The organism is Thermocatellispora tengchongensis, from assembly GCF_014202315.1.
GTDB classification, from domain to species: Bacteria; Actinomycetota; Actinomycetes; order Streptosporangiales; family Streptosporangiaceae; genus Thermocatellispora; species Thermocatellispora tengchongensis.
This window is the reverse complement of the sequence record NZ_JACHGN010000015.1, coordinates 245,829-268,555: the sequence shown is the minus strand read 5'-3', so window position 1 is coordinate 268,555 and position 22,727 is coordinate 245,829. Positions and strand designations below refer to the sequence as shown.

Sequence of the window (22,727 nt, the reverse complement as noted above, 5' to 3'; positions counted from 1 at the left end):
CGGGGGCGGCGGGATGACAGACGGCGCTACGGCCCGGTACGGCGCGTACGAGGCGATCGAGGTGGCGGTCTCGGAGTCGATCGCGCTGATCACGCTCGGCGCGGACCCGGACCGGGCCAACCCCACGACCGCGATGACCCCCGAGCTGACCGCCTGCTTCCGGGGAATGCGCGACGACCCGGACATCCGGGCGATCGTGATCACGGGCCGAGGCAGGCGGTTCTCCTCCGGCGGCGACATCGGCACCATGCGCGAGCGCGCCGAGAGGATGGCCGACCCGCGCGGCAACCCGGCGTGGGTGCGCCGGCTTCCGGTGGACCGCGGCACCGACTTCATGACGGCGATGCTCGACCTCGACGTGCCGGTCATCGCCGCGGTGAACGGGCACGCCGTCGGCGCCGGGCTGCGCATCGCGCTGCTGGCCGACATCATGGTCGTCGCCGAGGAGGCCAAGCTGGGCGACACCCACGTGCTGCGCGGCCTGGTCGCCCCGCAGGCGTACCTGCTGGCGCTGGCCGCCGGCATGCCCCGGGCCAAGTCGATGCTGCTCAGCGGCAAGCTGATCAGCGGCGCCCAGGCGGTGCAGATCGGCCTGGCCGACCGGGCGCTCCCCGCGCAGGACGTGCTCTCGTCGGCGCTGGCCCAGGCCCGCGAGCTGGCCGCGCTCCCGCCACTGGCGATCCGCTGGACCAAGCGCATCCTCAACAACCAGATCAGGCAGGCGGTCCACGCCCACGCCACCGAGGGCTACGGCCTGGAGAGCCTGACCATGCTCTCCCGGGACCACGCCGAGGCGGTGGCCGCGTTCCTGGAAAAGCGCGACCCCGCAGGCTACGAAGGAAGGTGAGCCCGTGAACTTCGGCATCGAGGAGGAGGACGCGGCGCTGCTCGGCGAGTTCCGGCGCTACCTGGACGGCCTCGCCGAGGAGGGCTTCATCCCCCGCGAGCCGCCCCTGGTGCGGCCCGACCACGCCATGGCCCCGGAGGACATCGCCGCCCGGCGGGCCTTCCTCAAACGCCTGGGCGGCGACGGCTGGCTCGGCCTGGCCTGGCCCGCCGAGTACGGCGGGCGCGGCAAGAGCTACTTCGCCCAATGGCTGGTGATCGAGGAGCTGTCCTACCGCAAGCTCCCCGAGATGCTGATGTCCGTCACCATGATCGGCCCCACGCTGATGCGGGCCGGCTCGCCCGAGCACCGGCGCGAGTTCCTGGGCGGCATCCTCGCCGGCGACATCGAGTTCTGCCTCGGCTTCAGCGAGCCGGGCGCGGGCACCGACCTGGCGGCCCTGCAACTGCGCGCCGTACGCGACGGCGACCACTACGTCCTCAACGGCCAGAAGATCTTCACCACCGGCGCCCAGTACTCCACCCACATCTGGCTGGCCGTGCGCACCGGCCCGCCCGACTCGCGGCACCGGGGCATCTCGCTGCTCATCGTCCCGCTGGACACACCGGGCATCACGGTCCGGCCGATGATCACCCAGGCCGACTACCGCACCAACGAGATCTTCTTCGACGACGTGCGCGTACCGGTGGACCGCCGCGTCGGTGAGGAGAACGAGGGCTGGAAGGTCATCTCGCTCTCCCTGGACCTGGAACGCAACCTCAACGCCAACATCCAGGTAAGGGAGCTGCGCGAGCTGATCGAGTGGTCCCTGGCCGGCGAGGGCGCCGGCCCGCGCCCGGCCGGCGACCCCGCCGTACGCGCCGAGCTGGGCCGGCTCGCCACCAAGGTCGAGATCGTCCGCCTGCTCTCCGCCCAGGTCGCCGCCCTGATCACCCGCGGCGAGCCGCTGGCGGCGGAGGCGTCGATGGCCAAGGTGTGGAGCTCGGAGGTGTTCCAGGAACTGCCCAGCGCCGGCCTGGACCTGATCGGCCCGCGCGGGCAGCTTCGCGTCGGCGCCCCGGGAGCACCGATCCACGGCCTGGTCGAACTGGACTACCGCGAGTCGCCGGTGCGCAAGTTCGCCGCCGGGACCAACGAGGTGCAGCGCGACATCATCGCCCAGCGGGGCCTGGGCCTGCCCCGCAACCGCAAGTAGAGGAGGCCACCCCGTGGACCAACGGCTCTCGGACGTGCAACAGGAGCTCGTCCGCTCGGCCGACCAGATGCTGGAGCGGCACGCGCCCCTGGACCGGATCGACGCGGTGGCGGCCACCGAGCACGGCTACGACCGCGACCTGCTCGCCCGGACGGCCATGCTGGGCTGGACCGGCCTCGGCCTGGAGCGCGCGGGGGAGGAGTCCACGCTGGTCGAGCTGGGGCTCGTCGTCAGCCGCATGGGCTACTTCGCGGTGGCCTCGCCGCTGCGCGCCACGATGTCCGCGGGGCTGCTCGCCGCGCGCCTGCCCGAGGCGACGCAGGCGTGCGACGACCTTCTCGCCCGGATCGCCGGGGAGGCGGCCCCCGTCTGTGTCCTGGACGCCCGTGACCTGGACGGCGACGGCACGATCGGCCAGGTCGAGTGGGCCGCCGCGGCCGACGCCTTCCTGCTGGTCACGGCGGAAGACGCGGACCGGATCGCCGTACGCCTGCTGCCGCGTCACCATGCGGCCGTGTCCGTCACCCCCCTTGAGGTCTTCGACAACGAGCGGGTGGCCGACGTCCGGCTCACCGCGCTCGACCCCGCCGGCCTGCCCCTCATCGGCGGGGCGAGCCGAGCCGTCTGGGGTGAGCAGACGCAGCTCACCCGGCTGCTGCGCGCCGCCGACCTGCTCGGCTGCGCCCGCAGGGCGATGGACATGACCGTGGACAACGCCAAGCGGCGTCACCAGTTCGGCCGCCCGATCGGCATGTTCCAGGCGGTCCAGCACCACAGCGCCGACATGCGCATGGACGTCGAGTCCGCCTCGCTGCTGGTGTGGTCGGCGCTGTGGCGGGCCGCGCACGCGCATCCCTTCACCCGCCATGCCCTGATGGCCGCCTGGCACACCGGCGAGGCGGCGGAACGGGTCACCAAGACCGCCGTCCAGCTCCACGGCGGGATCGGCTTCATGAAGGAGTACCCCCTGCACCACTTCTACCGGCGGGCGAAGGCGCACAAGCTGCGTCTCGGCACCCCTCGCCACCTGCTCGCCGAACTCGGCGACGCGGTCCTCGCCGACGCCGAGCGGGACTTCCACGGCGAGTTCGCCGCCTGGCCCGCGGCCTAGCACCACCATGCGAATCAGGAGGAACACGGCGTGAGCGATCCCGCCACCACCACGGCGGACCCGCCCACCGCGCCCCTGGACTGGGCGACACGGCTGGCCGCCATGTGGGACACCCCGGCCGTGACCCTGCTCGGCGCCAATGAGCGGGGCGGCACCACCCGGCTGATCCTGGACAGCCTCCAGGACCCCCGCTGCCCGTTCCAGGGGCGGATCAACGTGGTCGGCCGCCGCGGCGGCACCGTCTTCGGCATCCCCGCCGCCACCTCCCTGGCCGAGGTGGACGGGGAGATCGGCCTGCTGTGGCTGCTCGTCCGCGGCGAACTGGTGCTGCCCGCGCTGCGCGAGACCGAGGACCGTCCGCCCCGCGGCGCGATCGTCTTCGCCAACGGCTTCCGCGAGGCCGGCAACATCGCCGCGGAGCGGGAACTCGCCGCCTGGGCCCGGCGGCACGGGGTGCCGCTGTTCGGGCCGCAGTCGGTCGGCGTCGCGTCCTTCCGCCACGGACTGAACGCGCTGGACCTGCCGATCGGGCCGGCCCCCGAGCCGGGGGACGTCGCGGTGCTCAGCCAGAGCGGCGGGCTGCTCGGGCTGATCCTGCGCGGCCTGCGCCGCTCCGGGCTCGGCGTGCACTCGGCCTACAGCCTGGGCAACGAGGCCCTGCTCGGCTACGCCTCCCTCGGCGAGAGCCTGCTCGCCGACGACGACGTCTCCGTGCTGGCCGTCTACGCCGAGAACGTCTCCTCGGTGCCGGAGTTCGCCCGCTTCGCACGCGCCGCCGCCGAGCACGGCAAGCCGGTCGTGCTGCTCCTCGGCGGGCTGTCGGACGCCGGCGCGTCCATGGCGCGCTCCCACACCGGCGCGCTTGCCACACCGGAACGCCTGGTGCGCGGCGTGTGCGAGCAGTACGGCGTCGTCATGGTCGCCGACCCCGACGAACTGGTGGCCTCGGTCGCGGCGCTGAAGTCGGCCTCGTGCCGCAGGCTCGGCGCGGCCGGCGTGGGCCTGTTCACCGGCACGGGCGGCGGCGCGATCATCCTGGCCGACGCGATGAGCGCCGCGGGCGTCGACCTGCCCCAGCCCGCCGAAGGGGGGCACGCCAACCCCCTGGACATGGGCGCCGGACTGATCGGCCGGCCGGACCACTACCGGGAGGTGGTCTCCTCCTTCGCCCGGGACCCGGGCTTCGACATCGTGGTGAACGTCATCCCGTTCATCCCCACCGACGCCGACCCGCCGTCCTTCACCTGGCAACTGCAGGAGTCGATCCGGATCGTCCGCGAGTCCGGCAAGCACCCCGTGGCCGCCTCCCTCCGGATCGAGGACCCGGCGGGTGACGCCTTCGGCCCGGATGTGACGATCGGCTACGGCGTGCACGACACGCTGGTCAAGCTGCGGGCGCTGCGCACCTGGAGCCGCGGCGAGCCGGGCCCCGAGCCGCCGGCCGGGTCGCGGGCGGCCGGCGGCCCCACCCGGGTCGCGTCGGCCGCCGAGACGCGTGAACTGCTCGCCCCGGTGCCCCTGTCCTGGCCCGCGACCTGGACGATCGGCCTGGAGCAGGACGCCGCCGAGGCGGTGCGCGAGGTGCGCTTCCCCGTGGTGGCCAAGGCCGAGACCGGCTCGGCCCACCGCGCCAAGGAAGGCGCCGTCGTCACCCACGTCCCCGGCCCGCAGGCCGCCGTCGCCGCGATCGGCTACCTGCGGGCCCTGTTCGGCGCGGCGGTCACGCTCGCGGAGTTCGTCCCGCACGACGAGGAATACTTCGTCGGCCTGTCCCGGGCCCCCGGGGGCGCCCCCCTCGTCGCGATCGGCCCCGGCGGCAGCGGCGTGGAGGACAAGGACGTCGGCCTGCGCCTGCTGCCGCTGTCACCGCGACAGCTCGCCGCCCTGCTGCGACGGCACCTGCCCCAGGCCGCCGGAGACGGCGGCTTCGGCGAGGTGGCAGCCGGAGACGGCGGCTTCGGCGAGCTGATCGCCGCGCTGGAACGCGTCATGCGCGACCCGCGCGTGGAGTCCATCGACCTCAACCCGATCGTCCGCGCCGCCGGCGGCGAGCTGACCGTGCTCGACGCCAAGATCCACCTGTACGCATGACGCCGCTCCAGCGCATCGACCGGGTGGCGGCGGGCCTGTGGCGGGCCCAGGTCCCCATGGACGCCATCACGGCCAACTGCTACCTGCTCGCCGACGGCGGCGAAGGGCTGCTGATCGACACGGCCGCCACCGAGCAGGCCGACGCCGACCACATCCCCGCCCTGCTGGCGGCGGCCGGAGTCGCGCCGCCGGGGCTGCGCGGCGTGCTGATCACCCACGCCCACCGGGACCACGTCGGCCACGCCGCGGCGGTGCAGCGTGAGCTCGGCGTCCCCGTGCTGATCCACCCCGCCGAGAAGCACACCCTGGACGGGCTCGCCACCTGGTGCGGTCTGAGCCGCGACGGGCTGACCGGCTGGCTGGAACGGCGCGGCGTGCCCGGCCACCGGGCGGCGGCGATCGCCGCGACGTTCGCGCCCGAGCCCGGTCCGCCGCCCGCCGTCATCCGGCACGTCGCCGACGGCGAGGAGTTGGCGGTCGGGTCGATGCGCTGGCGCGTGCTGTTCACACCCGGTCACACCAGCGGCCACATCTGCCTGTACGAGCCGCGCCGCCGGCTGCTGCTCACCGGCGACCACCTGCTGCCGCCCGGCGGCGGGAACGCGCACGTCACCGTACGGCCCGGCTCCCCGCCCGACCCGCTGGCCGCCTACCACGAGTCGGTGCGGCGCGTCGCCTCCCTGGACGTGACCCTGGCCCTGCCCGGTCACGGCGACCCGGTGGCGGATGTGGCCGCGCTGGCCACCCGCCACCTCGCCCGGCACCGCCGCAAGCTGGAGGAGACCCGCGCCGGCCTGGCGGCCGGGCCGCTGACGCCGTACGCGCTGGCGCTGCGGCTCGGGTGGGGACGCGGGACCCTGCACGACCTGCCCGGCAAGCTGCAGTTCCTCGCCCTGGGCGAGGTGCTCGCCCGCCTCGCCCGCCTCCGGTGTGCGGGCGCCGTCCGCCGCACCGCCGGAGACGGCGTCGCGGTGTACGCGCTCGCCGACTGACGATCGACAGGATTGAGGACCCCGCCATGTTCCCCTTCCCCGCACTGCACCCCGCCGAGCGGATCGCGACCGGCTATAGCTGGACCGAATGCCCCCGCTGGCACGACGGCCACTTCTACTTCTCCGACATGTACAACCGCCGGGTCATCCGCCTGAACGAGGACGGCCGGGCGGAGACCTTCCTCGACCTCGGCGGTCGCGAGGGCGTGGACGGCGCGGAGGTCGTCGTCGCCGGGACCGGGTTCCTGCCCGACGGCCGGATGCTGGTCAACTCGATGTTCGAAAAGCTGGTCCTCGTCTACGACGGCAGGAATGTCGAGGTCCACGCCGACCTGCGCGGCCTGGCCGTCGGCCCGATCAACGACATGGTCGTGGACGCGGCCGGGCGGGCGTACGTCACCCAGCTCGGCTGCGACCTGTGGCGCGGCGAGCCCAAGCGCGACTCGTTCATCATCCTGGTCGGCCCGGACGGCGCCGCCCGCGACCTCACCGAGGCCGGCGAGATCGCCGGCGCCAACGGCATCGCACTCAGCGCGGACGGCCGGACCCTGGTCACGGCCGCGGCCTTCGCCAACCAGGTGCTCGCCTTCGACGTGGCCGAGGACGGGTCGCTGGGCAACCGGTCGCTGTTCGCCGAGGTGGACATCCTCCCCGACGGGCTCTGCCTCGACGCCGAGGGCGGTGCATGGGTGGCCCAGCCCGGCGGGGGCGGCGCGGTGCGCGTCGTGGACGGCGGATTGGTCACCGACAGGGTGGTCGTCGACCCGGCCCTGGCCGGACGCTCCACCGCCTGCGGCCTCGGCGGCCCCGGCCGCCGCACGTTGTTCCTGTGCTGCGGCTTCGAGGTGTACGACTTCGGCAAGTCGCGCCGGGAGGGCCGAGGCTCGATCTGGGCGGTGCGGGTGCCGGTCGGAGCGGGGGCGACGCGGCCATGACGGCGGAGCGTGACACGTGCCCTCCGCTGGCGGGCGTTCGCGTGATCGAGGTCTCCGGTTCCATCGCCGGCGCGTACTGCGGCCGGCTGTTCGCCGACCTCGGCGCCGAGGTGCGCCTCACGGGCCGCGCGGAGAGGCGCGAGCAGGGCGGGGAGCGTCCGCTTTTCGCGTACCTGCACGCCGGCAAACGTCCGGGAACGGAGGGGGATCCATCCCTGCGCGAACTCACCGCCATGGCGGACATCGTCGTGGTCGAGGCCGATCACCTGCCACCTTCCGCCCTGGAAGGACGGCGGCCGGGATGCGTCGTCGTCGCCATCACGCCGTGGGGGCTCAGCGGCCCCTGGTCGCAGGAGCGGCGCCCCTGGTCGGAGTTCACCGTCCTGGCCGAGTCCGGAGCACTGGCGCGCTGCGGGCTGCCCGAGTCCCACCCGCTCAGGATCGGAGGGCGGCAGACCTTCTGGCTGGCCGGGTCCATGGCGGCCTCCGCCGCGCTCGCGGCCCATCTGGAGGCGCGTCACGGCGGAACGGGCGAGGTGGTGGACATCGCGCTCCTCGACGTCGCCCACTACGGCCACACGATGTTCAGCGACGCCGCCTCCTCCATCCGCGGCGACGAGAGGGACCGCGCGATCGTGCGGCGCCGCTTCACCCCGTCCGTAGAGCCGGCCGCCGACGGATGGGTCGGCTTCAACATCGGCAGCGCGCAGAACCTGCAGGACTTCATGGTCCTCATCGAGCGGCCCGACTACCTCGACGATCCGGACATGCTCACCTACCACGGCCGCTACGCGCGCTACGCCGAGTGGAGCGCCGCCGTCCGGGCGTGGACCACGCGGCACACCGTCCAGGAGATCGTCGATCTCGCCCGGCTGTTCCGCATCCCGGTCGCCCCCGTGCACAACGGCGAGACGATCCTCACCGACGCGCAGACCGTGGCACGCGGCTTCTACACCGAGGACCCGACGGGTTCCTTCCGGCATCCGGTGGTCCCGTTCCGCTTCGACGGCAAGCGGCCGGCCCGGCCGGACCACGTCGTCGCGGCACCGCCCGGCGATCGGCCCGCGGCGGACCGCCCGTTCGAGGGGCTGCGGGTCATCGAGCTGTGCTCGTGGTGGGCCGGCTCGTACGTCGGCACCTTCCTCGCCGCCCTCGGCGCGGACGTGATCAAGGTCGAGTCGCCGAGCCGGGTGGACGGCTGCCGTCTGGTCGGCGGCACGCTGACCGACGCCCCCTCCTGGTGGGAGTACAGCAACTACTTCCTCGGCATCAACCACAACAAGCGCAGCCTCACCCTCGACCTGTCCCATCCCGAGGGACTGGCCCTGCTCAAGCGCCTCCTCGCCGGCGCCGACGTCCTGCTGGAGAACTTCGCCCCCCGCGTGCTGCCCGGGTTCGGCCTGGACTGGGAGCATCTGCACGCGCTGAACGAGCGCCTGGTCGTCGTGCGCATGCCCGCCTTCGGCCTGGACGGGCCGCTGAGCGACCTCGTCGGTTTCGCCCAGACCGTCGAGCAGTACTCCGGGATGTGCTGGGTCACCGGCTACCCCGGTGGCGACCCGTTGAACTGCGGCGGCGCGGCCGACCCCATGAGCGGATCGAACGCCGCCTTCGCCACACTGTGCGCGCTCGCCCGCCGCGAGCGCGAGGGCGTCGGCACCCTGGTGGAGTCGCCGCTCGCCGAGGCGGCCCTGGTGATGACCAGTGAGCAGGTCATCGAGTGGACGGCGAACGGCAGGCTCCTGGGCCGGACCGGCAACCGCGAGCACGACCTCGCCCCGCAGGGGGTCTACGCGGGTGCGGGGGAGGAGAACTGGCTCGCGCTCACCGTTACGGACGACGCGGCGTGGGCCGCGCTGAAGCAGGTCGCCGGCCTGGCGCGATGGGACGCCGACGCGAGCCTGGACCACGTCGCGGGCAGGCTGGCCCAGCACGACGAACTGGACCGGGAACTGGCCGCATGGATGTCCGGACGCGACGCCACCGAGACCGCCGCCCTGCTCCGGGCCCGGGGCGTCCCCGCCGCCGCCATGACCGACCCGCGCTTCGCCCACGAGCACCCGCAGCTCGCCGCGCGCCTGTTCGAGACCGTCACCCACCCGCTGGCGGGCACCCTGCCGCTGCCCGTGCTGCCCTTCCGCTTCCACGGCCGGGGCGGCTGGTCCCGCTCGGCCGCCCCCACCCTAGGCCGGCACAACACCGACATCCTCGCCGGGGAGCTGGGCCTCGACGAGGCGGAGATCCGCAAGCTGGCCGAGGAGAACGTGATCGGGACCGCGCCGCTGGGAGCCCGGCTGCGCTCCTAGCCCGGCCCGCCGAGCGGCGATTCGGACCGCGGATGTACCCATGCAGGGGCTTCTTGCCGCCACGTGAGGTGCCTGTTAACGTGTGCTTCACTTACACGTGTTAGCAAGAACGAGGACGGCCCGTGCCCAGCAAAACCCACGATCTCCTGGTGACGATGTTCCGGGAGGCGCGCGACAGATCCCCTGCCGAGCGGCCCTCCATCGAGGCCGAGCGCGAGCAGTCGCATGCCTACGACGATGCCTACCGACCGGTCCCCGGCGTGACCGACGAGGAGTTCGACGGGTCGGCCCCGGGCACCCGGCTGATGACGCCGGACGGCGCCAGGGACGACCTGGCGATCGTCCACATCCACGGCGGCGGATTCCGCGCCGGATCGGCCAAGGCGGTTCGCGCGCTGGCCGCGCAGGTCGCGCTGGGTACCGGTGCGCGGGTGCTGCTGCCGGAGTACCGGCTGGCGCCGGAACATCCCTATCCAGCGGCCCTGGATGACTGCGAGGCCGCCTACGAGCGGGTCCAGGCGCTGTTCCCCGAGGCCAGGGTGGTGGTGGCAGGGGAGTCGGCAGGCGCCAACCTGGCCGCCGCACTGCTGATGCGCCGCCGTGACGCCGGGGACACCCGCGCGCTCGCCGGGGCGTTGTTCTCCGGGGTCTTCGACCTGCGACCCGAGAACTACACCAGCGGTAGCTGGGTCACCAACACCGAAACCGACCTGCTCCTGAACCCCGGACTCGGGCCGACCATGACGGCCGACTACCTGGCCGGGCACTCGCCTGAAGACGGGTATGTCTCTCCGGCGATCGCCGATCTGGCCGGGCTGCCCCCGCTGTTCATTCAGGTCTCCAGCGCCGAGCTGCTGCTGGACGACTCCCTCGCGCTCGCGGCGAACGCCGCACGCTCCGGCGTGCACGTGGAGCTGGAGGTCTGGCCGCACATGCAACACGTCTGGCAGGCGGCGACCGGCTTTCTGCCCGAGGCCACCGAGGCCGTGGAGCGCGCCGTCGCGTTCGTCCGGCGGGTCGCCGAGGGCCGGGTCGTCGATGGGGCTGTTCTGTCGGGAGGTCCCGCCTCCCTCGAAGAGGTCATGTAGCGGGGCGAAGCGAGCGGCGGGGATGTCACCGGCGCCGATCACGGCCAGGTCGCCGGCGGCGCTCAGCCCCAGCCGGCGCATACCGGCCAGCAGTGCCAGCGGACCTCGTCGTTCGTAGGCGCACACGGCGCTGCTCAACGCCGCGGGCATCCTGCGTGGCGCGCACACCCACGTCCGCTGCAGGCCTCGCTCCTTGCCCCGCTGGCCGGGGAGCTCGCTGCGCCCGAGCGGCGCGGACGGATCGTCGGCACCGTCACCTCCGGCGTCCTCATCGGCGTCTTGCTCTCCCGCACGCTCAGCGGGTTCGTCGCCGACCTGCTGGGCTGGCGGGCGATCTACGTGATCGCGGCCGCGGTGACGCTCGTCCTCGCCGTCGTGCTCCGCAAGGTGATCCCGCCCCTCGAACCGCGCGAGCCCGTCCCGTACTCGCGCCTTCTCGGGTCCGTCTTCACCGTCGTCGCCGGCCACCGCGCGGCCGCCCCGACCCTGGTCATCTGCGCCGCTGGTTTCGCCTCTCGCGACTTTCAGGTGCTAAAAGTCGATCATGGGTGACGCCCGAAGCCGGGGTCATAAAACCGCAGGTGAACGAAGTAGCTAAGACTTCAACTCCTCTTGACGGGCGCTACTGCTGAAGTCCAGGCTTGCGGAGCGACCCCAGCGGTCCACAGGGCACCCCTGCCCTTCGCCGGTCGTAGGACCGGCGAAGGAGGGATGGTGGGCAATCGCGCGGAGCCTGGCGGCTGGAGTTCGGTCGCCGGCGAGGAGGCTGCCGAGCGAGTCCTCGAACGTGAGCAGGCCGCGAAGATGCTCGTCGGGGCGCGGCTGCGGGACCTGCGCAAGGCGGCGGGCCTGCCTCAGAAGGTCGCCGCGGACGAGATCGGCGCGTCCGTGCCGAAGATCAGCAACATCGCGCGGGGTGTGTACGACCAGAACCGGGACGACGTGGTCGAACTCCTCAACCTGTACGGGGTGAGGAACCCGCACGAGCAGCGGGTCATCCTGTCGATCCTGCTGGGGGAACGTCTCCCGCAGTGGTGGGACGGCACCGACTCGCCGTGGCAGGAGTACGCCGCGGTCGGTTTGGAGCAGACCGCGGAGCTGATCTCCGTCTACGCCCCGGATCTGGTGCCGCCGCTGCTTCAAACCCCGGAGTACGCGGCCGAGGTGGCGCGGATCTCCACCTTCCCGCCCCTGCCCGAGGACGCGGTGCGGGCGCAGGTGGACAGCCTGCTGCGCAGGCAGGAACGGCTGCACTCGACGGGCGGGCCACGCCTGTGGGCGATCATCGAGGCGCCGGCGCTGTGGCGTTCCATCGCCGGGCCGGACGTGCAGCGCCGGCAGCTCGACGCGCTCATCTGCGCCGCCCGCCGGACCAACATCTCCATCCAGATCAATCCGATGCGGGCCCGGTTCACGCCCGTGTCCCGTGGCCGGTTCGCGATCTACCGGTACGCCCCAGAAGACCAGCCGGACCTGGTGGTGCTGGGCAAGCCACCAGACGCGTTCGCGGTGTACGAGCGCGATGAGATGAACCACTACACCGCCTTGTTCGACCAGCTCGCGGTCGCCGCCCACGGGCCCGCCCGCGCGGCCGGGATGCTCACGGCGATCCGCGACCGCCTCCACGAGATCGACAGCGCCGACACCCCCACCACGGAAAGGTGACCCCTGTCTTGGCGAATCCGAGCGACACCCAGCGGCAGGCGAGCGCCCCGAGCGCGGCCAGGATCTACACCTACCTGCTCGGCGGGAAGGACTACCACCTGGCCGACCAGGCCGCTGCTGAGGTGCTGAAAGCGAAGTTCCCGACGGTGCAGCACGCTGCGCGCGCGAACCGCGGGTTCATGCTCCGCGCGGTGCGCGCCATGGCCGAGGCGGGCGTGACGCAGTTCCTCGACATCGGGTGCGGGTTGCCGCTCACCCCGAACGCGCACGACTACGCCCGCGCCGTGCACCCGGACGCGCGCGTCGTGTACGTCGACAACGACCCCCAGGTGGTCGCGCACGGCCAGGCGAAGCTGCGCGAGCCCGGATTGACCGTCATCGGCGGCGACCTGCGCGACCCGCAGGCGATCCTGGAGGACCCGCAGGTGCGGGACGCGCTGGACCTGTCGCGGCCGGTCGGGCTGCTCATCGTCGCCGTGGCGCACTTCGTCCCCGACGACGACGACCCCGCCGGCGCCATCGCGTTCCTGCGTGACCGGCTCGCGTCCGGTTCGCACCTGGCGTTGACGCACGCGTGCACCGACACCATGTCGGAGGAGGAGGCCGCCGCCGGCAAGGCCGTCTATCGGCAGACCCCGAGCGGGGTGTGGCCTCGCAGCCACGACGCCATCAGGGCGCTGTTCGACGGGTGGGAGCTGGTGGCGCCGGGCCTGTCCGGCGTCGCGCGCTGGCGTCCCCGCGAGGGGGACCCGTACCCGGAGGCGGCGCCGGAGTCCGTCGCCGCCGTCGGCGTCAAACCCTGACCAGGCCGACACGCACCATCCGGTCTTCACAGGCGGCGGTTTCCCCGGGGGAGGGGGACCGCCGCCTTTCACCCCACCGCCCTGCCTGAGGAGACACCCCCGCCCGTGTGAGCATCTGGACGATCCGGTCGGGGCCCGGTCGTTGCGAGCCTCTGTCAGTCCTTCGCGGTGAGACGGGAGACATGGGTGACGGCGAGTCGGGTCGCCGTCACCGGGGGTCGGGATGCTACGCGGGCGCCTGGAGGACGGTGACCACGTGGGTGGTGCTCGCTGACTCGATGGTCGAGTTGCCGAGCAAGTTCACGGTGTACGTGTGTTCGCCGGCCGCGGCCGGCGTGTCGGAGAAGCTGAACGACCCGTCGGCGGCGGGGATCAACTTCACCAGGCCCTTCGAGGTGACGGTGCCGTCCGGGCTGACGACCTTGCGCGAGACGGTGATGGTCGTCCGCGGGAAGGTGATGCCGTCGGCGCCGAAGGTGCCGCTGAATTCGAGTCGCTCGCCGACGTTGCCCGTCGCCGGTCCGGTCACGGTGAGCGTCGGCTCGTACGGGGCCACCGTGACGGTCACCGAGGAGCCGCTACCCCGGAACCATGAGTTGGCCGGCCAGTACACCTGATACTTGAACGCCCCGGTGGACGGCGGGGCGTCGGTGAATCGGTAGGTCCCGTCCGCCGCCGTGGTGATCTCCTGGAACGGCCTGGAGGTGCCGTCGGGGAGCCAGCGGTACAGTTCGAGCGTCTGTACGCCGGGTGGCAGTCCGCTGCTCAGCGTGAGTCGCCCGCTGAAGGTCGACTGCTTGAGCGCGGTCACCTTGGAGGGAGCCGTCAAGGTCAGCGTGGAGGAGTGGTAGGGCGAGGGCGGCAGCCGCCAGAGGTGCATCCGCCCGGTGCCGGGCTCTTTCAAGACCGCGAAGGTGAGTGTGCCGTAGAACTCGATGCTGCCGGCCATCACCGCCTTCCCCTGGTGGGCGGCTGTGTAGATGACCTCCGCGGTGGTCGCGTCGTACACCACGAGCTCCGCCGCGTCGCCCGCGGAGGAGTTCCAGCCGCCCACGACGTAGGCGCCGTTCGGGCTGGCCGCGACAGCGGTGGGGAGGCCGTGCTCGCCGAATCCGCTGCTGTCGTAGGCGCGGCCCTGAGTCAGGGCTGTCGTGTCCCAGGCGTCGAACCGGCGGGTATCGTCCAACGCCGACAGCGCCGCCGACCCGTACTCGGCGATTGCGAGATCCCGCAGGGCCGGCAGCCCGTTCGCGTCTCCGCGGATCTCGCCGCGCGAAGTGGGAGGCGTGGTGTTGATGTCGTACACCTTGACGGTGGCGGGGCTGACTCCCGGCTCCCCGGCCACCAGCGTGTTCCCGGCGACGGCGACGAGCGGAGCCTGCGTCGTGGCCGGCCCGACCCGGACGGGGGTGGGTGTCGCCGCCGCCGGAATGAGGCCGAGAACGCCTCCCTCTCCCGCTTCGCCGCAACCGAATCCGATCCACAGCCGGTCGTACGACTGCGCCAGGCTCGACGGGCACGGGTACGCGGTGAGGTCGATGCGCTTGGTGATGGCGAGCGTGGTGGTGTCGATCTCGATCACTTCATGCGAATCGCGCAGCGCCGCGTACACCTTCCTTCCGGCCTCCGGCGAGGCCAGGGCGACGGCACCGGACAGGCCGGGGATCGTGTTGATGACCTTGCCGTCGATGGACGTGACCACGATCTGGTCGCCGGCGGCGACGAAGACCTTGCTGCTGCGCGCCACCACGTCTCCGCCCTTCCCGGCGACGCCGAGGTCCGTGACGGTCGCGGCGGCCGCGGCGGTGGGCGCCTGAGTGACGAGCAGGGCCGCCGCCAGGAGCAGCGTCCCTGCCCAGGCGACTAATCGGCGGGACAGCGCGGTACGGGCAGAGGTTGATGGGCGCACAGGCACTCCGTTCTGGGGGAGAAGAGGAGAAGCGAGCACTCCGACATGACTACGGGACTCACCTCCGCTGACGATCTTCGCTAATCGAACACATATTCGCATAGTGTGGCATTGTCGTCCAGGGATCTTCGGCGTCGTGATTCGAAGGGTGGACCCGTCCCTCGGCCATCGCCCCTGTCATGACCCAGCCGACGATCGGGTGGCCCCGAGCATCTCCCGCGCGGAAACGTCAATTGTTCCTGATCACCCTTCGAGGGCGCGAAGCGCCAACATGCGGGGCGGGAACAGCGGCGTACAGCTCCTCTGGCCACCAAGCAGGACCGCTCCCAATGCGCCGCCGACCGCGTCGCCGGCGGCCGAAAGGCGTCGGCTGGCGCTGCCGGTACGGCGCGAAGACGGCAGTACCGTCGCCAACGTTGTCTACATCGCCTACGGCGTCTACGGTGGCCTACGACCTCGCTACTGGGGGATCTGGAGGACCCGCTGTCGTTTCCGTCCAAGACGGCTACCGCGGCCGTGATCTAGCGTGAACCCGGCAGCTTGCCCGAGTATGAGGAGATGGACAGTGCGTAACTTGGTCTACACCGGTTTCATGTCGCTCGATGGCGTCGTGGACTCGCCGGGCGGTGGGCCTGGGGAGGAACACCGCAGCGGCGGGTGGGTGTTCAAGGACCTCGAATTCGTCCCCGAAGCCTGGTCGCTGAAGGGTGAGGAGCTCACCGACACGACGGCGCTGATGTTCGGCCGCCGCAGCTACGAGGCGTTCGCGGCCGTCTGGCCCGGCTCGGAGGACCACGCCGCCTACAAGGAGCTGCCCAAGTACGTGGTGTCGACCACGCTGTCCGACGACGCCATCGTGAACGGGTGGGGGCCGACCACGATCCTGCGCTCGACCGAAGACGTCGCCGCGCTCAAGGAGGGTGACGGCGGCGCGATCTTCATCCACGGGAGCGCGGAGCTGGCCCGGCGGCTGTCGGACGCGGGCCTGATCGACCAGTACAACCTGCTCGTCTTCCCCGTGCTGCTCGGTGCCGGGAAGAGCCTGTTCAGCAGGGCCGACCGAGACAAGCACATGCTGAGGCTGCGGGAATCGGAGAGCTACTCGAACGGGATCCTGAAGCTGGTCTACGACGTCAAGCGCTGATCCAGGTCGAGGGCGATCGCGCCGCCGGCGCCCTCGCGCAGTTGCCTGACGGTGCGTCCGACGTAGGAGCGCAATGCCCTGGCCAGGTGCGGCTCGTCGAAGTAGCCGAGCTTGGCGACGACGTCGGCGGCCGGGTCGCCGGCAGCCAGCAGCCGCGCCGCCGTACGGGCCCGCTCGATCTGCCGGACCGCGCCCTGCGTCAGTCCAGTCGCGGCGCGGAACCGGCGTTCGACCGTGCGCCCCGAGACGGCCGGGCGGTGCCCCCGCACCACGTCGGTGACGAGGAGGTCGCGGACCACGATCCCGGCGCGGACGAGACGCTCGACCAGAGCCTCGGCGTCGTCGGGGCCGGGCGTCTCCCAACGCGCGCCGTCCAGCCGGAACGTCCGCCGCGTGGTGTCGGGGAGCCCGATGCCCCCGTCGACCAGCGCCGGCGTGGGCACGGCCCGCAACGAGGTGCCCATGGCGAACTCGATGCCGGTAAAGGTCGCGCCCTCCGGCACCGGCGCCGTGCCGGTCCGGGTCTCGGGACCGGTGATGCCCGCGTACGCCCGGCCGGCGTGTTCCCAGAACACCAGGCCCCAACGCGCCCCTGCGACGGACGTCATTGCGGTGACCTGCTCGCTCGTGCACGTCCACACGGTGTCGACCCACGCCGAGTCCGACTCGCGCGTGTTAAACCGCAGTCCCACAGGCGAAGGATATGCCGCTTCGCGTTCTCCGTGGGGACGGACGATCAGGCCGCCGGCCAGCGTGCAGCCGGCGACCACGAGGTAGAGCAGCCTGTAGTTCTTCTCCGCGCGCCCCTGCGCCTGCGGCCAGGCGCAGGGGCGCGAGCAACGGCGCGGCGGATTGGGGCACGGAGGTGGCGAAGCCGAAGACACCCAGGTAACGGCCCGCGTCGGCCTCCCGCTCGGACAGCACGTCGAGGGCGAGGACCCGGTCCACGGCGGAGAACACGCCCAGGCCCACCGAGCTGACGATCGATCCGGTGAACAGCAGCGGGACGTCCGCGGACAGCGCCATGATGATCGTGCCAGGGCGTAGATCACGCCGGCGGCCAGGACGAACACGCGGCGGCGGCGCAGCATGTCGGACAGGAAGGAGTAGGTGTAGCCCTGGCGGGTGCTGGCTTCCATTTCGTGGTGGGAGAGCCAGGTTTCTTCGACGTATTGCTGGAAAGGTCTGGCGTCCGCGTCCCGGGTCGCCGAGGCGTCCTTTGGCGATCTTCGCCTCGGCTCGCTGCCAGGCTATGTCGGCGTCCTTCTTGCCGGCGAAGCTGCTGCGGATCGGCGTACGCCCTTGAGGTCGTTGTAGTGGGCGGTGTAGCGCGGCTTAGGTCAGAGGCCGGTCCGCCACCCAGGCGACCGGCCTTCGCAGTGTCTGGACCGTCCTTGGACCGTGGGACCGGCCGTCGCCCACTCCACGTCGCGACACCCTCGCTGCCGTCCCGCCGGTCCGGGATCTTCAACTGACCGGCCTTCTCCTGCGCGAGTAGGCCGAGATCCCGCCCGTGTTCATCGAGGCTACGAATCTACAATGTAAAGGCGTTGGCGATTAGTGGCCCGTTCGCGAGCGAGGCGCACCGTGGAAGCGTCACTCGTGGTCTCCGCGACACAGACGCCGATAACGGGCAGGGGCTTGCGAGCTGCCAAGAAAGATCTCCCCGCCCTGCTCGCGAACCGTCACTGATCGATTGTTATCCGTGTTGATCGTGTGACGACGTGAAACGGAATAGGGGGACGCGTGACCCGAGCGGACGGAGTGATCGTGACTGGTGGTCGCGGGCCTGAACCTGATCTCGGCGGCGACGGCGGAAGGCGCCGGCTGGAGCGATACTCACGGGGCAGTGTGACGGTGCCGGCCGATCGGTCGATGGTCAATATGTGCGACGGGCGGGAGGACGACCTCGCGTACAAGGCGGTACGGCACAACGACAACTCTCTGGACGCCCGCGACTCCTCGAGGTGGTGGCGCCCCAGGGTGGATGCGCCACCGACGCGGACTCGGCATTTCACAGTGAACCGCGCCGCCGACACGTCGGGGCTCGCGCCAGGACCGGTGCCGAGGCCCGTTCTGGCGCGGGCCGGCGGCATCACGTCCCGTGGCGCGCTCAGCGTGCTCCCCGGTCGGACGCGCGCGGTATCCGGGACGGCTGTGGAGTGGTCGCGGGCCGCCGCGACGTGGTGGCCGGGCGGCTCGCGGGGGGCGATGGTTCTCAGGCGTGCTGGTGACAGCAGGCGCCGCGGTTGAGGCGGTCGGCTCCGCGGGCGTTGCGTCGCGTGACGGCCGCCGGCGCTATGGCCGGGTCGGGCTTGCCGTCGTAGACGACCCGACCGGCGAGGACGGTCGCGGTGATCGGGAGTTCGACCAGCGTGGCGGGGTCGGCGCCCAGTACGTCGCCGCCGACGACGCACACGTCACCGGCCATGCCGGGTTCGAGGGTGCCCTTCCAGTGCTCGGCGTGGTCCTGCCACGCACCCGTTCTGGTGTAGGTGACCAGGGCTTCCTCGACGGTGATGCGCTCGGCTTCGCCGGCCACGCCGCCGAACCGACCCTCGCGGAGGACCGCCGACTGGACGCCCTGGAGCAGGCTGGGGGAGGTCACCGGGGCATCCGAAGCGCTGGCGACCTTGACGCCGAGGTCGAGCGCCGTGCGGTAGGGCCACTGGTAGTCGGTGCGTTCGGGGCCGAGGTGAGGGTCGAGGGTGCGGCCCAGCACGTACTTGATCGTGGCGTTCATGCTGACGCCGATGCCGTGGCGGGCCATCGTACGCAGCGTGCCCGGCGGCGTCAGGTCGCCGTGGATCACATAGTGCCGGGGATCGCGGAAGCGGCGGTTGCCGCGCATGGCGGCCAGGTATCCCGCCACCACGGCGTCGATCCCGGCGTCTCCGGTGGCGTGCGTGCCCACCTGCATTCCGGCGTCGTGGACCAGGCGGATCATCTCGTGGAGGTTCGCGACCTGCTCCTCGATCGTGTCGCCCTGGAGGACGGGCGTGGCGTTGCTGCCGTCGAGGTACGGCTCGTGCAGCCAGGCGGTCTGCGCCGCGGTCGGCACACCGTCGATGATGAGCTTGAAACCGCCGACGCGGAGCATGCGCGGGTCGGCACCGCGCAGCGGGTCGTAACTGTCGAGGAGCTCGCGCACGTGGTCCGGGTGCCGGCCGCCCGTGATCAGCGCGGTGATGCGCAGGGGCAGCGTGCCGGCGTCGTGCTTGCTGCCGTACAGCGCCAGTTGCCGCAGGGTGATCCCGGGATCGGTGACGCTGGTGATGCCCTGGGCGTGGCACAGCTTGATCGCGGCGTCGATGGCGCCGGCGGTCTCCTCCTCGGTGTAGGGCGGCACATGCGGGTTGATCAGGTCTTGTGCGGCTTCGCGGAGGACGCCGTTGGGCTCGCCGTCGCCGTCCTTCTCGATCACTCCGCCGGGCGGGGCGGGTGTGTCGCGGGTGATGCCGGCGATCCGCAGCGCGTTGGAGTTGGCTGTCATCATGTGCCCGGAGAAGTCGCGCAGGATGACCGGGTGGTCGCCGGAGACGGGGTCGAGGTCGGCCTTGGTCGGGGGGTGGGGCAGCCGGTTCTCGTTCCAGCCCTGCCCGCGGATCCAGGAGCCGGGGGTGGTGGCGGCGGCGACGGCGGCGGCCACGGCATCGACCACCTCCTGGATGGTGGGGACGTCCACCTCGACGGTGAAGGGCGGGAAGTCCAGGCCGTAGCCGCCCAGGTGCAGGTGGGAGTCGTTGATGCCGGGCAGTACGGTGCCGCCTTGGGCGTTGATCGACTCGGTGCCGCGTCCGGCCAGGCGGCGGATGTCTCGTTCCCGGCCGACCCCGATCACCACGCCGTCGCGGATGGCGACGGCCTCGGCGACGCGCAGGTGCCGGTCCATGATCTGCACGCGCCCGTTGTAGATGATCAGGTCCGCGGGGCCGCGCCCTTGGGCGAGCGCGGGGCTCGCCGCCGGCATGGAGGCGGCTACGGCGCCGGCCGCGACCCGGGCCGCCTGGCCCAGGAACCGGCGGCGGTTGATTTCAGCGTTCATGGTGAGTGTCCTTCGGCAGCGGGAAACAGGCATACCGATCGTTTGGGCCCGCACGATATGTGGAATGCAGAGATCGTACGGACTCAAATGAGATCTGCCAAGGGCTGCCTCGCCGCCGGCTCGCTTCCCTCCGCTCGGCCGGGCCGCGGCCGGGCGAGACCGGCGAGAGCCGGTGGGCGCGGCGGCGTTCCAGCCGATCTCGGTGCGCGGCGCGCGCTCGCCTCCGCCGCGTGCGCTCGCCTCCGCCGCGTGCGCTCGTCGCCGCGGCGCGGTGCGGTGGCCGGTGCCTGCGCGGCGGTCGGATCCCGGTGCACGGCTCCCGGGTCAGCGTGTGCGGCGGCGTCCGCTTCGGCGCGGTGGGACCGGGGACTGGCTGAGGACGGCCTCACGGCGCTCCTCGCCGTGGTCCTCAAGGCGGGTGACGATGCGGCGCAGCGTGTCCGCGAGCTGGAACGCCTCCTGCTCGTCGAGGGCTCCGACCACGAACGCCTCCTCCTCGTTGAAGGCGGGGAAAAGCCGTTCCATCAGCGCCAGGCCCTCCGGGGTGAGACGCAGCAGCGCGAGCCGGCCGTCGCCGGGGTGCTGGCGCCGCTCGATGAAGCCGCGGGACTCCATGGTCTTGATGATGCCGGTCAGCGTGCCCTTGGAGATGCCCGCCTCGGCCGCGGCGTGCCTGGTCTCGATCTCCTCCCAGATCCACACCACCCACAGCACGACGAAGGCGCTCCAGGTCAGGTCGGCCGTACGCAGGGCGGAGTTCTCCAGATGCTGGCGGACCGCGGTGGCGGCCCGGTAGAGGTTGGAGATCGCGGCGAGAGGACCGAGCCGGACCGGAATCGACCCGAGGCGGCGCTTGACCGCTTCTTCGGTCTCCGACAACGAGTAGTGGGCGGGCACGCCGGCTCCTCTCCAAGCCAATCCTTGCTGGTTCATTTGTACACGTACGGTCCGCCGGGCACGCGGGTCGTACGGGCCCGAAACGCCGTCGCCGCCTCTCCGCGTGAGGGCTGCGGGGTATTGACACATCGTTTGACCCCGAACATTCTATGGATCCCATATGCGGACGGGGCCGGGGAGAAGATCCCGGCATGCTTCGGCCGTCCGCTCGTGAGGAGCCTCGAATGGCGAGCAATGCAGTCAGCAGGCGGCAGTTGATGCGGGTGGCGGCGGTGGGGGCCATGGGTGCCGCCGCGCTGCGCACGGGTCCGGCCCATGCCGCGCGGGACGCCGGATCGGGCCGCGGCGGTGCCGCGGATCTTGTGTTGTACGGCGGCCGGATCTTGACCATGGCCGGCGGCGCCGGTGTCGCGCGGGCCATAGCGATCAAGGACGGCGTCGTGGTCCAGGTCGGTGACGACGCGTCGGTGCGGCGCCTGATCGGGCGGCGGACGGAGGTCGTCGCCCTGCGCGGGCGGACCGTCCTGCCCGGGATCAACGACGCGCACCTGCACGGCCTGCGGACGGGGCTGGCCCTGCCGCCGTACAACGTCGATGTCGGGGAGTCCGCGGTGGGCTCCATCGCGGACGTCGCCCGGCAGATCGCGGCGGCCGTCGCGCAGGCGGGCGCCGGCGCGTGGATCCGCGGCAAGGGCTGGAACGAGACCGCGTTCGCCGAGGGCAGGCCGCCGACCCGCCACGACCTGGATCCGGTGTCGCCAGGCCATCCCGTGGCCCTGCTGAACGTCGATCCGCGCTGGTTCGTCGTCACCGGGGTCAAGCTGCGCGCCGACGGCGTGCCAATCGCCAGCCGGACGGCGTGGATGCGCGAGCCGTACGCAGGTGGGGGACGAGGCGGCCTGGTGACGATCGGCTCGACCGACGAGGAGAAGGCCGCCGAGCTGACCGCCATGATCGCCCTCGTGCACCGGGCGGGCCTGCAGATCGGCACCCACGCCACGGGGGACGCCGCCATCGACGCGGTGGCCGCGGCGTACGCGGAGGCGATCCGGTCGCGGCGGCACGGTGACCCGCGGCACTACGTCATCCACGGCGACTTCGCCTGGCCGGAGACCCTCCGCTCGCTCGCCCGCCACGGCTGCGGCGTGAGCCTGAACCCCAACATCAAGCATCTGATCGCCGACACCCAGACCGGCGTCGTGGGCGATGCGAGAGCGGCGTACCAGACGCCGTACCGCTCCGCGCTCCGCGCCCGGGTGATGGTGACCAGCGCGTCCGACTCGCCGAACGTGGCGCCCGACTGGCGGCAGGGCCTGGAGACGGCGCTGCTGCGCGAGGGGCGATCCGGGGCCGTCTCGGGCCCGGACGAGCGGATCGGCCTGGACGAGGCGCTGCGGACCTACACCACCTCGGCGGCCTGGCAGGACCACGCCGAACGCTGGAAGGGGTCGCTGCGCCGCGGGATGGCGGGGGACCTGTGCGTCCTGGACGGCCACCTGACCGACGAGCGTGGCCGCCTCGCGATGGACGCGCACGAGATCTCGGATCTGCCGGTGGCGCTGACGGTGGTGGACGGCGCGATCGCCTACGACGCCTCCGACCCCTCGGCCCGTGCGGCAGCCGCCGAGGGGCGGGCCGTGAGCTGGGCGAGCCGTCCGAACCCCGCGCACATGTGCGCCAGTTGCTGACCCCCTTTCCG

The 22,727-nt window shown here is 72.1% G+C and carries 17 protein-coding genes; 13 read left to right on the top strand and 4 right to left on the bottom strand.

Annotation, left to right across the window (positions count from 1 at the left end):
* The first annotated feature begins 13 nt into the window (after positions 1-13).
* From HNP84_RS32105 to HNP84_RS32055, 11 genes are all read left to right on the top strand, one after another.
* A complete protein-coding gene (locus tag HNP84_RS32105) occupies positions 14-847 on the top strand; it encodes an enoyl-CoA hydratase/isomerase family protein (protein ID WP_185053686.1) in 834 nt (277 codons plus the stop codon).
* A gap of 4 nt (positions 848-851) precedes the next feature.
* Positions 852-2,042: an acyl-CoA dehydrogenase family protein gene (locus HNP84_RS32100; protein ID WP_185053685.1), complete on the top strand. Its 1,191-nt coding sequence runs from the start codon at positions 852-854 to the stop codon at positions 2,040-2,042.
* A 13-nt stretch (positions 2,043-2,055) separates the two neighbouring features.
* Positions 2,056-3,153: an acyl-CoA dehydrogenase family protein gene (locus HNP84_RS32095; protein ID WP_185053684.1), complete on the top strand. Its 1,098-nt coding sequence runs from the start codon at positions 2,056-2,058 to the stop codon at positions 3,151-3,153.
* 30 nt (positions 3,154-3,183) lie between these two features.
* The gene (locus HNP84_RS32090) at positions 3,184-5,244 is read left to right on the top strand and encodes an acetate--CoA ligase family protein (RefSeq protein WP_185053683.1); all 2,061 of its coding nucleotides are present in this window, start codon (positions 3,184-3,186) and stop codon (positions 5,242-5,244) included.
* Entirely contained in the window at positions 5,241-6,236 is a 996-nt protein-coding gene (locus HNP84_RS32085; protein ID WP_185053682.1) for an MBL fold metallo-hydrolase, read from the top strand. Before HNP84_RS32090 ends, HNP84_RS32085 begins: the two co-directional genes overlap by 4 nt.
* A 26-nt stretch (positions 6,237-6,262) precedes the next feature.
* On the top strand, positions 6,263-7,171 hold the full coding sequence (locus tag HNP84_RS32080) for an SMP-30/gluconolactonase/LRE family protein (RefSeq protein ID WP_185053681.1): 909 nt from the start codon (positions 6,263-6,265) through the stop codon (positions 7,169-7,171).
* Complete coding sequence (locus HNP84_RS32075) at positions 7,168-9,477, top strand: CaiB/BaiF CoA-transferase family protein (protein WP_185053680.1); 2,310 nt, start codon at positions 7,168-7,170, stop codon at positions 9,475-9,477. The genes HNP84_RS32080 and HNP84_RS32075 overlap by 4 nt, the downstream gene beginning before the upstream one ends.
* A 122-nt stretch (positions 9,478-9,599) precedes the next feature.
* Positions 9,600-10,565 carry an alpha/beta hydrolase gene (locus HNP84_RS32070; RefSeq protein WP_221337006.1) on the top strand — a complete coding sequence of 322 codons (966 nt, stop codon included), beginning with the start codon at positions 9,600-9,602 and terminating at the stop codon, positions 10,563-10,565.
* A gap of 177 nt (positions 10,566-10,742) precedes the next feature.
* On the top strand, positions 10,743-11,117 hold the full coding sequence (locus HNP84_RS32065) for an MFS transporter (protein ID WP_185053757.1): 375 nt from the start codon (positions 10,743-10,745) through the stop codon (positions 11,115-11,117).
* A 159-nt stretch (positions 11,118-11,276) separates the two neighbouring features.
* Positions 11,277-12,230, top strand: a complete 954-nt coding sequence (locus HNP84_RS32060; RefSeq protein ID WP_185053679.1) for a helix-turn-helix domain-containing protein — start codon at positions 11,277-11,279, stop codon at positions 12,228-12,230.
* A gap of 8 nt (positions 12,231-12,238) precedes the next feature.
* Positions 12,239-13,033: an SAM-dependent methyltransferase gene (locus HNP84_RS32055; protein ID WP_185053678.1), complete on the top strand. Its 795-nt coding sequence runs from the start codon at positions 12,239-12,241 to the stop codon at positions 13,031-13,033.
* A gap of 226 nt (positions 13,034-13,259) precedes the next feature.
* Here HNP84_RS32055 and HNP84_RS32050 read toward each other — a convergent pair whose 3' ends face one another.
* Positions 13,260-14,942 (bottom strand): YncE family protein, encoded by a 1,683-nt coding sequence (locus tag HNP84_RS32050; protein ID WP_185053677.1) that lies wholly within the window; start codon positions 14,940-14,942, stop codon positions 13,260-13,262.
* A gap of 565 nt (positions 14,943-15,507) precedes the next feature.
* On the opposite strand from HNP84_RS32050, the gene HNP84_RS32045 reads away from it, so the two are divergent.
* Entirely contained in the window at positions 15,508-16,086 is a 579-nt protein-coding gene (locus HNP84_RS32045) for a dihydrofolate reductase family protein (RefSeq protein WP_185053676.1), read from the top strand.
* Here the strand turns inward: HNP84_RS32045 and HNP84_RS32040 are convergent.
* From HNP84_RS32040 to HNP84_RS32030, 3 genes are all read right to left on the bottom strand, one after another.
* On the bottom strand, positions 16,068-16,694 hold the full coding sequence (locus tag HNP84_RS32040; RefSeq protein ID WP_221337004.1) for a helix-turn-helix domain-containing protein: 627 nt from the start codon (positions 16,692-16,694) through the stop codon (positions 16,068-16,070). The two genes, HNP84_RS32045 and HNP84_RS32040, sit on opposite strands and share 19 nt — an antisense overlap.
* A 1,610-nt stretch (positions 16,695-18,304) precedes the next feature.
* Positions 18,305-20,131: an amidohydrolase gene (locus tag HNP84_RS32035; RefSeq protein ID WP_185053674.1), complete on the bottom strand. Its 1,827-nt coding sequence runs from the start codon at positions 20,129-20,131 to the stop codon at positions 18,305-18,307.
* A 324-nt stretch (positions 20,132-20,455) separates the two neighbouring features.
* Positions 20,456-21,028 carry a MarR family winged helix-turn-helix transcriptional regulator gene (locus tag HNP84_RS32030; protein ID WP_185053673.1) on the bottom strand — a complete coding sequence of 191 codons (573 nt, stop codon included), beginning with the start codon at positions 21,026-21,028 and terminating at the stop codon, positions 20,456-20,458.
* 224 nt (positions 21,029-21,252) lie between these two features.
* Between HNP84_RS32030 and HNP84_RS32025 the strand changes: the two genes are divergently transcribed.
* Positions 21,253-22,716 (top strand): amidohydrolase, encoded by a 1,464-nt coding sequence (locus HNP84_RS32025; protein WP_221337002.1) that lies wholly within the window; start codon positions 21,253-21,255, stop codon positions 22,714-22,716.
* The last annotated feature ends 11 nt before the right edge of the window (positions 22,717-22,727 follow it).

Coding starts and splice junctions, on each gene's coding strand:
- HNP84_RS32085 (WP_185053682.1), top strand. CDS start 5,241: ATGACGCCGCTCCAGCGCATCGACCGGGTGGCGGCGGGCCTGTGGCGG.
- HNP84_RS32025 (WP_221337002.1), top strand. CDS start 21,253: ATGGCGAGCAATGCAGTCAGCAGGCGGCAGTTGATGCGGGTGGCGGCG.
- HNP84_RS32040 (WP_221337004.1), bottom strand. CDS start 16,694: ATGACGTCCGTCGCAGGGGCGCGTTGGGGCCTGGTGTTCTGGGAACAC.
- HNP84_RS32080 (WP_185053681.1), top strand. CDS start 6,263: ATGTTCCCCTTCCCCGCACTGCACCCCGCCGAGCGGATCGCGACCGGC.
- HNP84_RS32075 (WP_185053680.1), top strand. CDS start 7,168: ATGACGGCGGAGCGTGACACGTGCCCTCCGCTGGCGGGCGTTCGCGTG.
- HNP84_RS32035 (WP_185053674.1), bottom strand. CDS start 20,131: ATGAACGCTGAAATCAACCGCCGCCGGTTCCTGGGCCAGGCGGCCCGG.
- HNP84_RS32105 (WP_185053686.1), top strand. CDS start 14: ATGACAGACGGCGCTACGGCCCGGTACGGCGCGTACGAGGCGATCGAG.
- HNP84_RS32060 (WP_185053679.1), top strand. CDS start 11,277: ATGGTGGGCAATCGCGCGGAGCCTGGCGGCTGGAGTTCGGTCGCCGGC.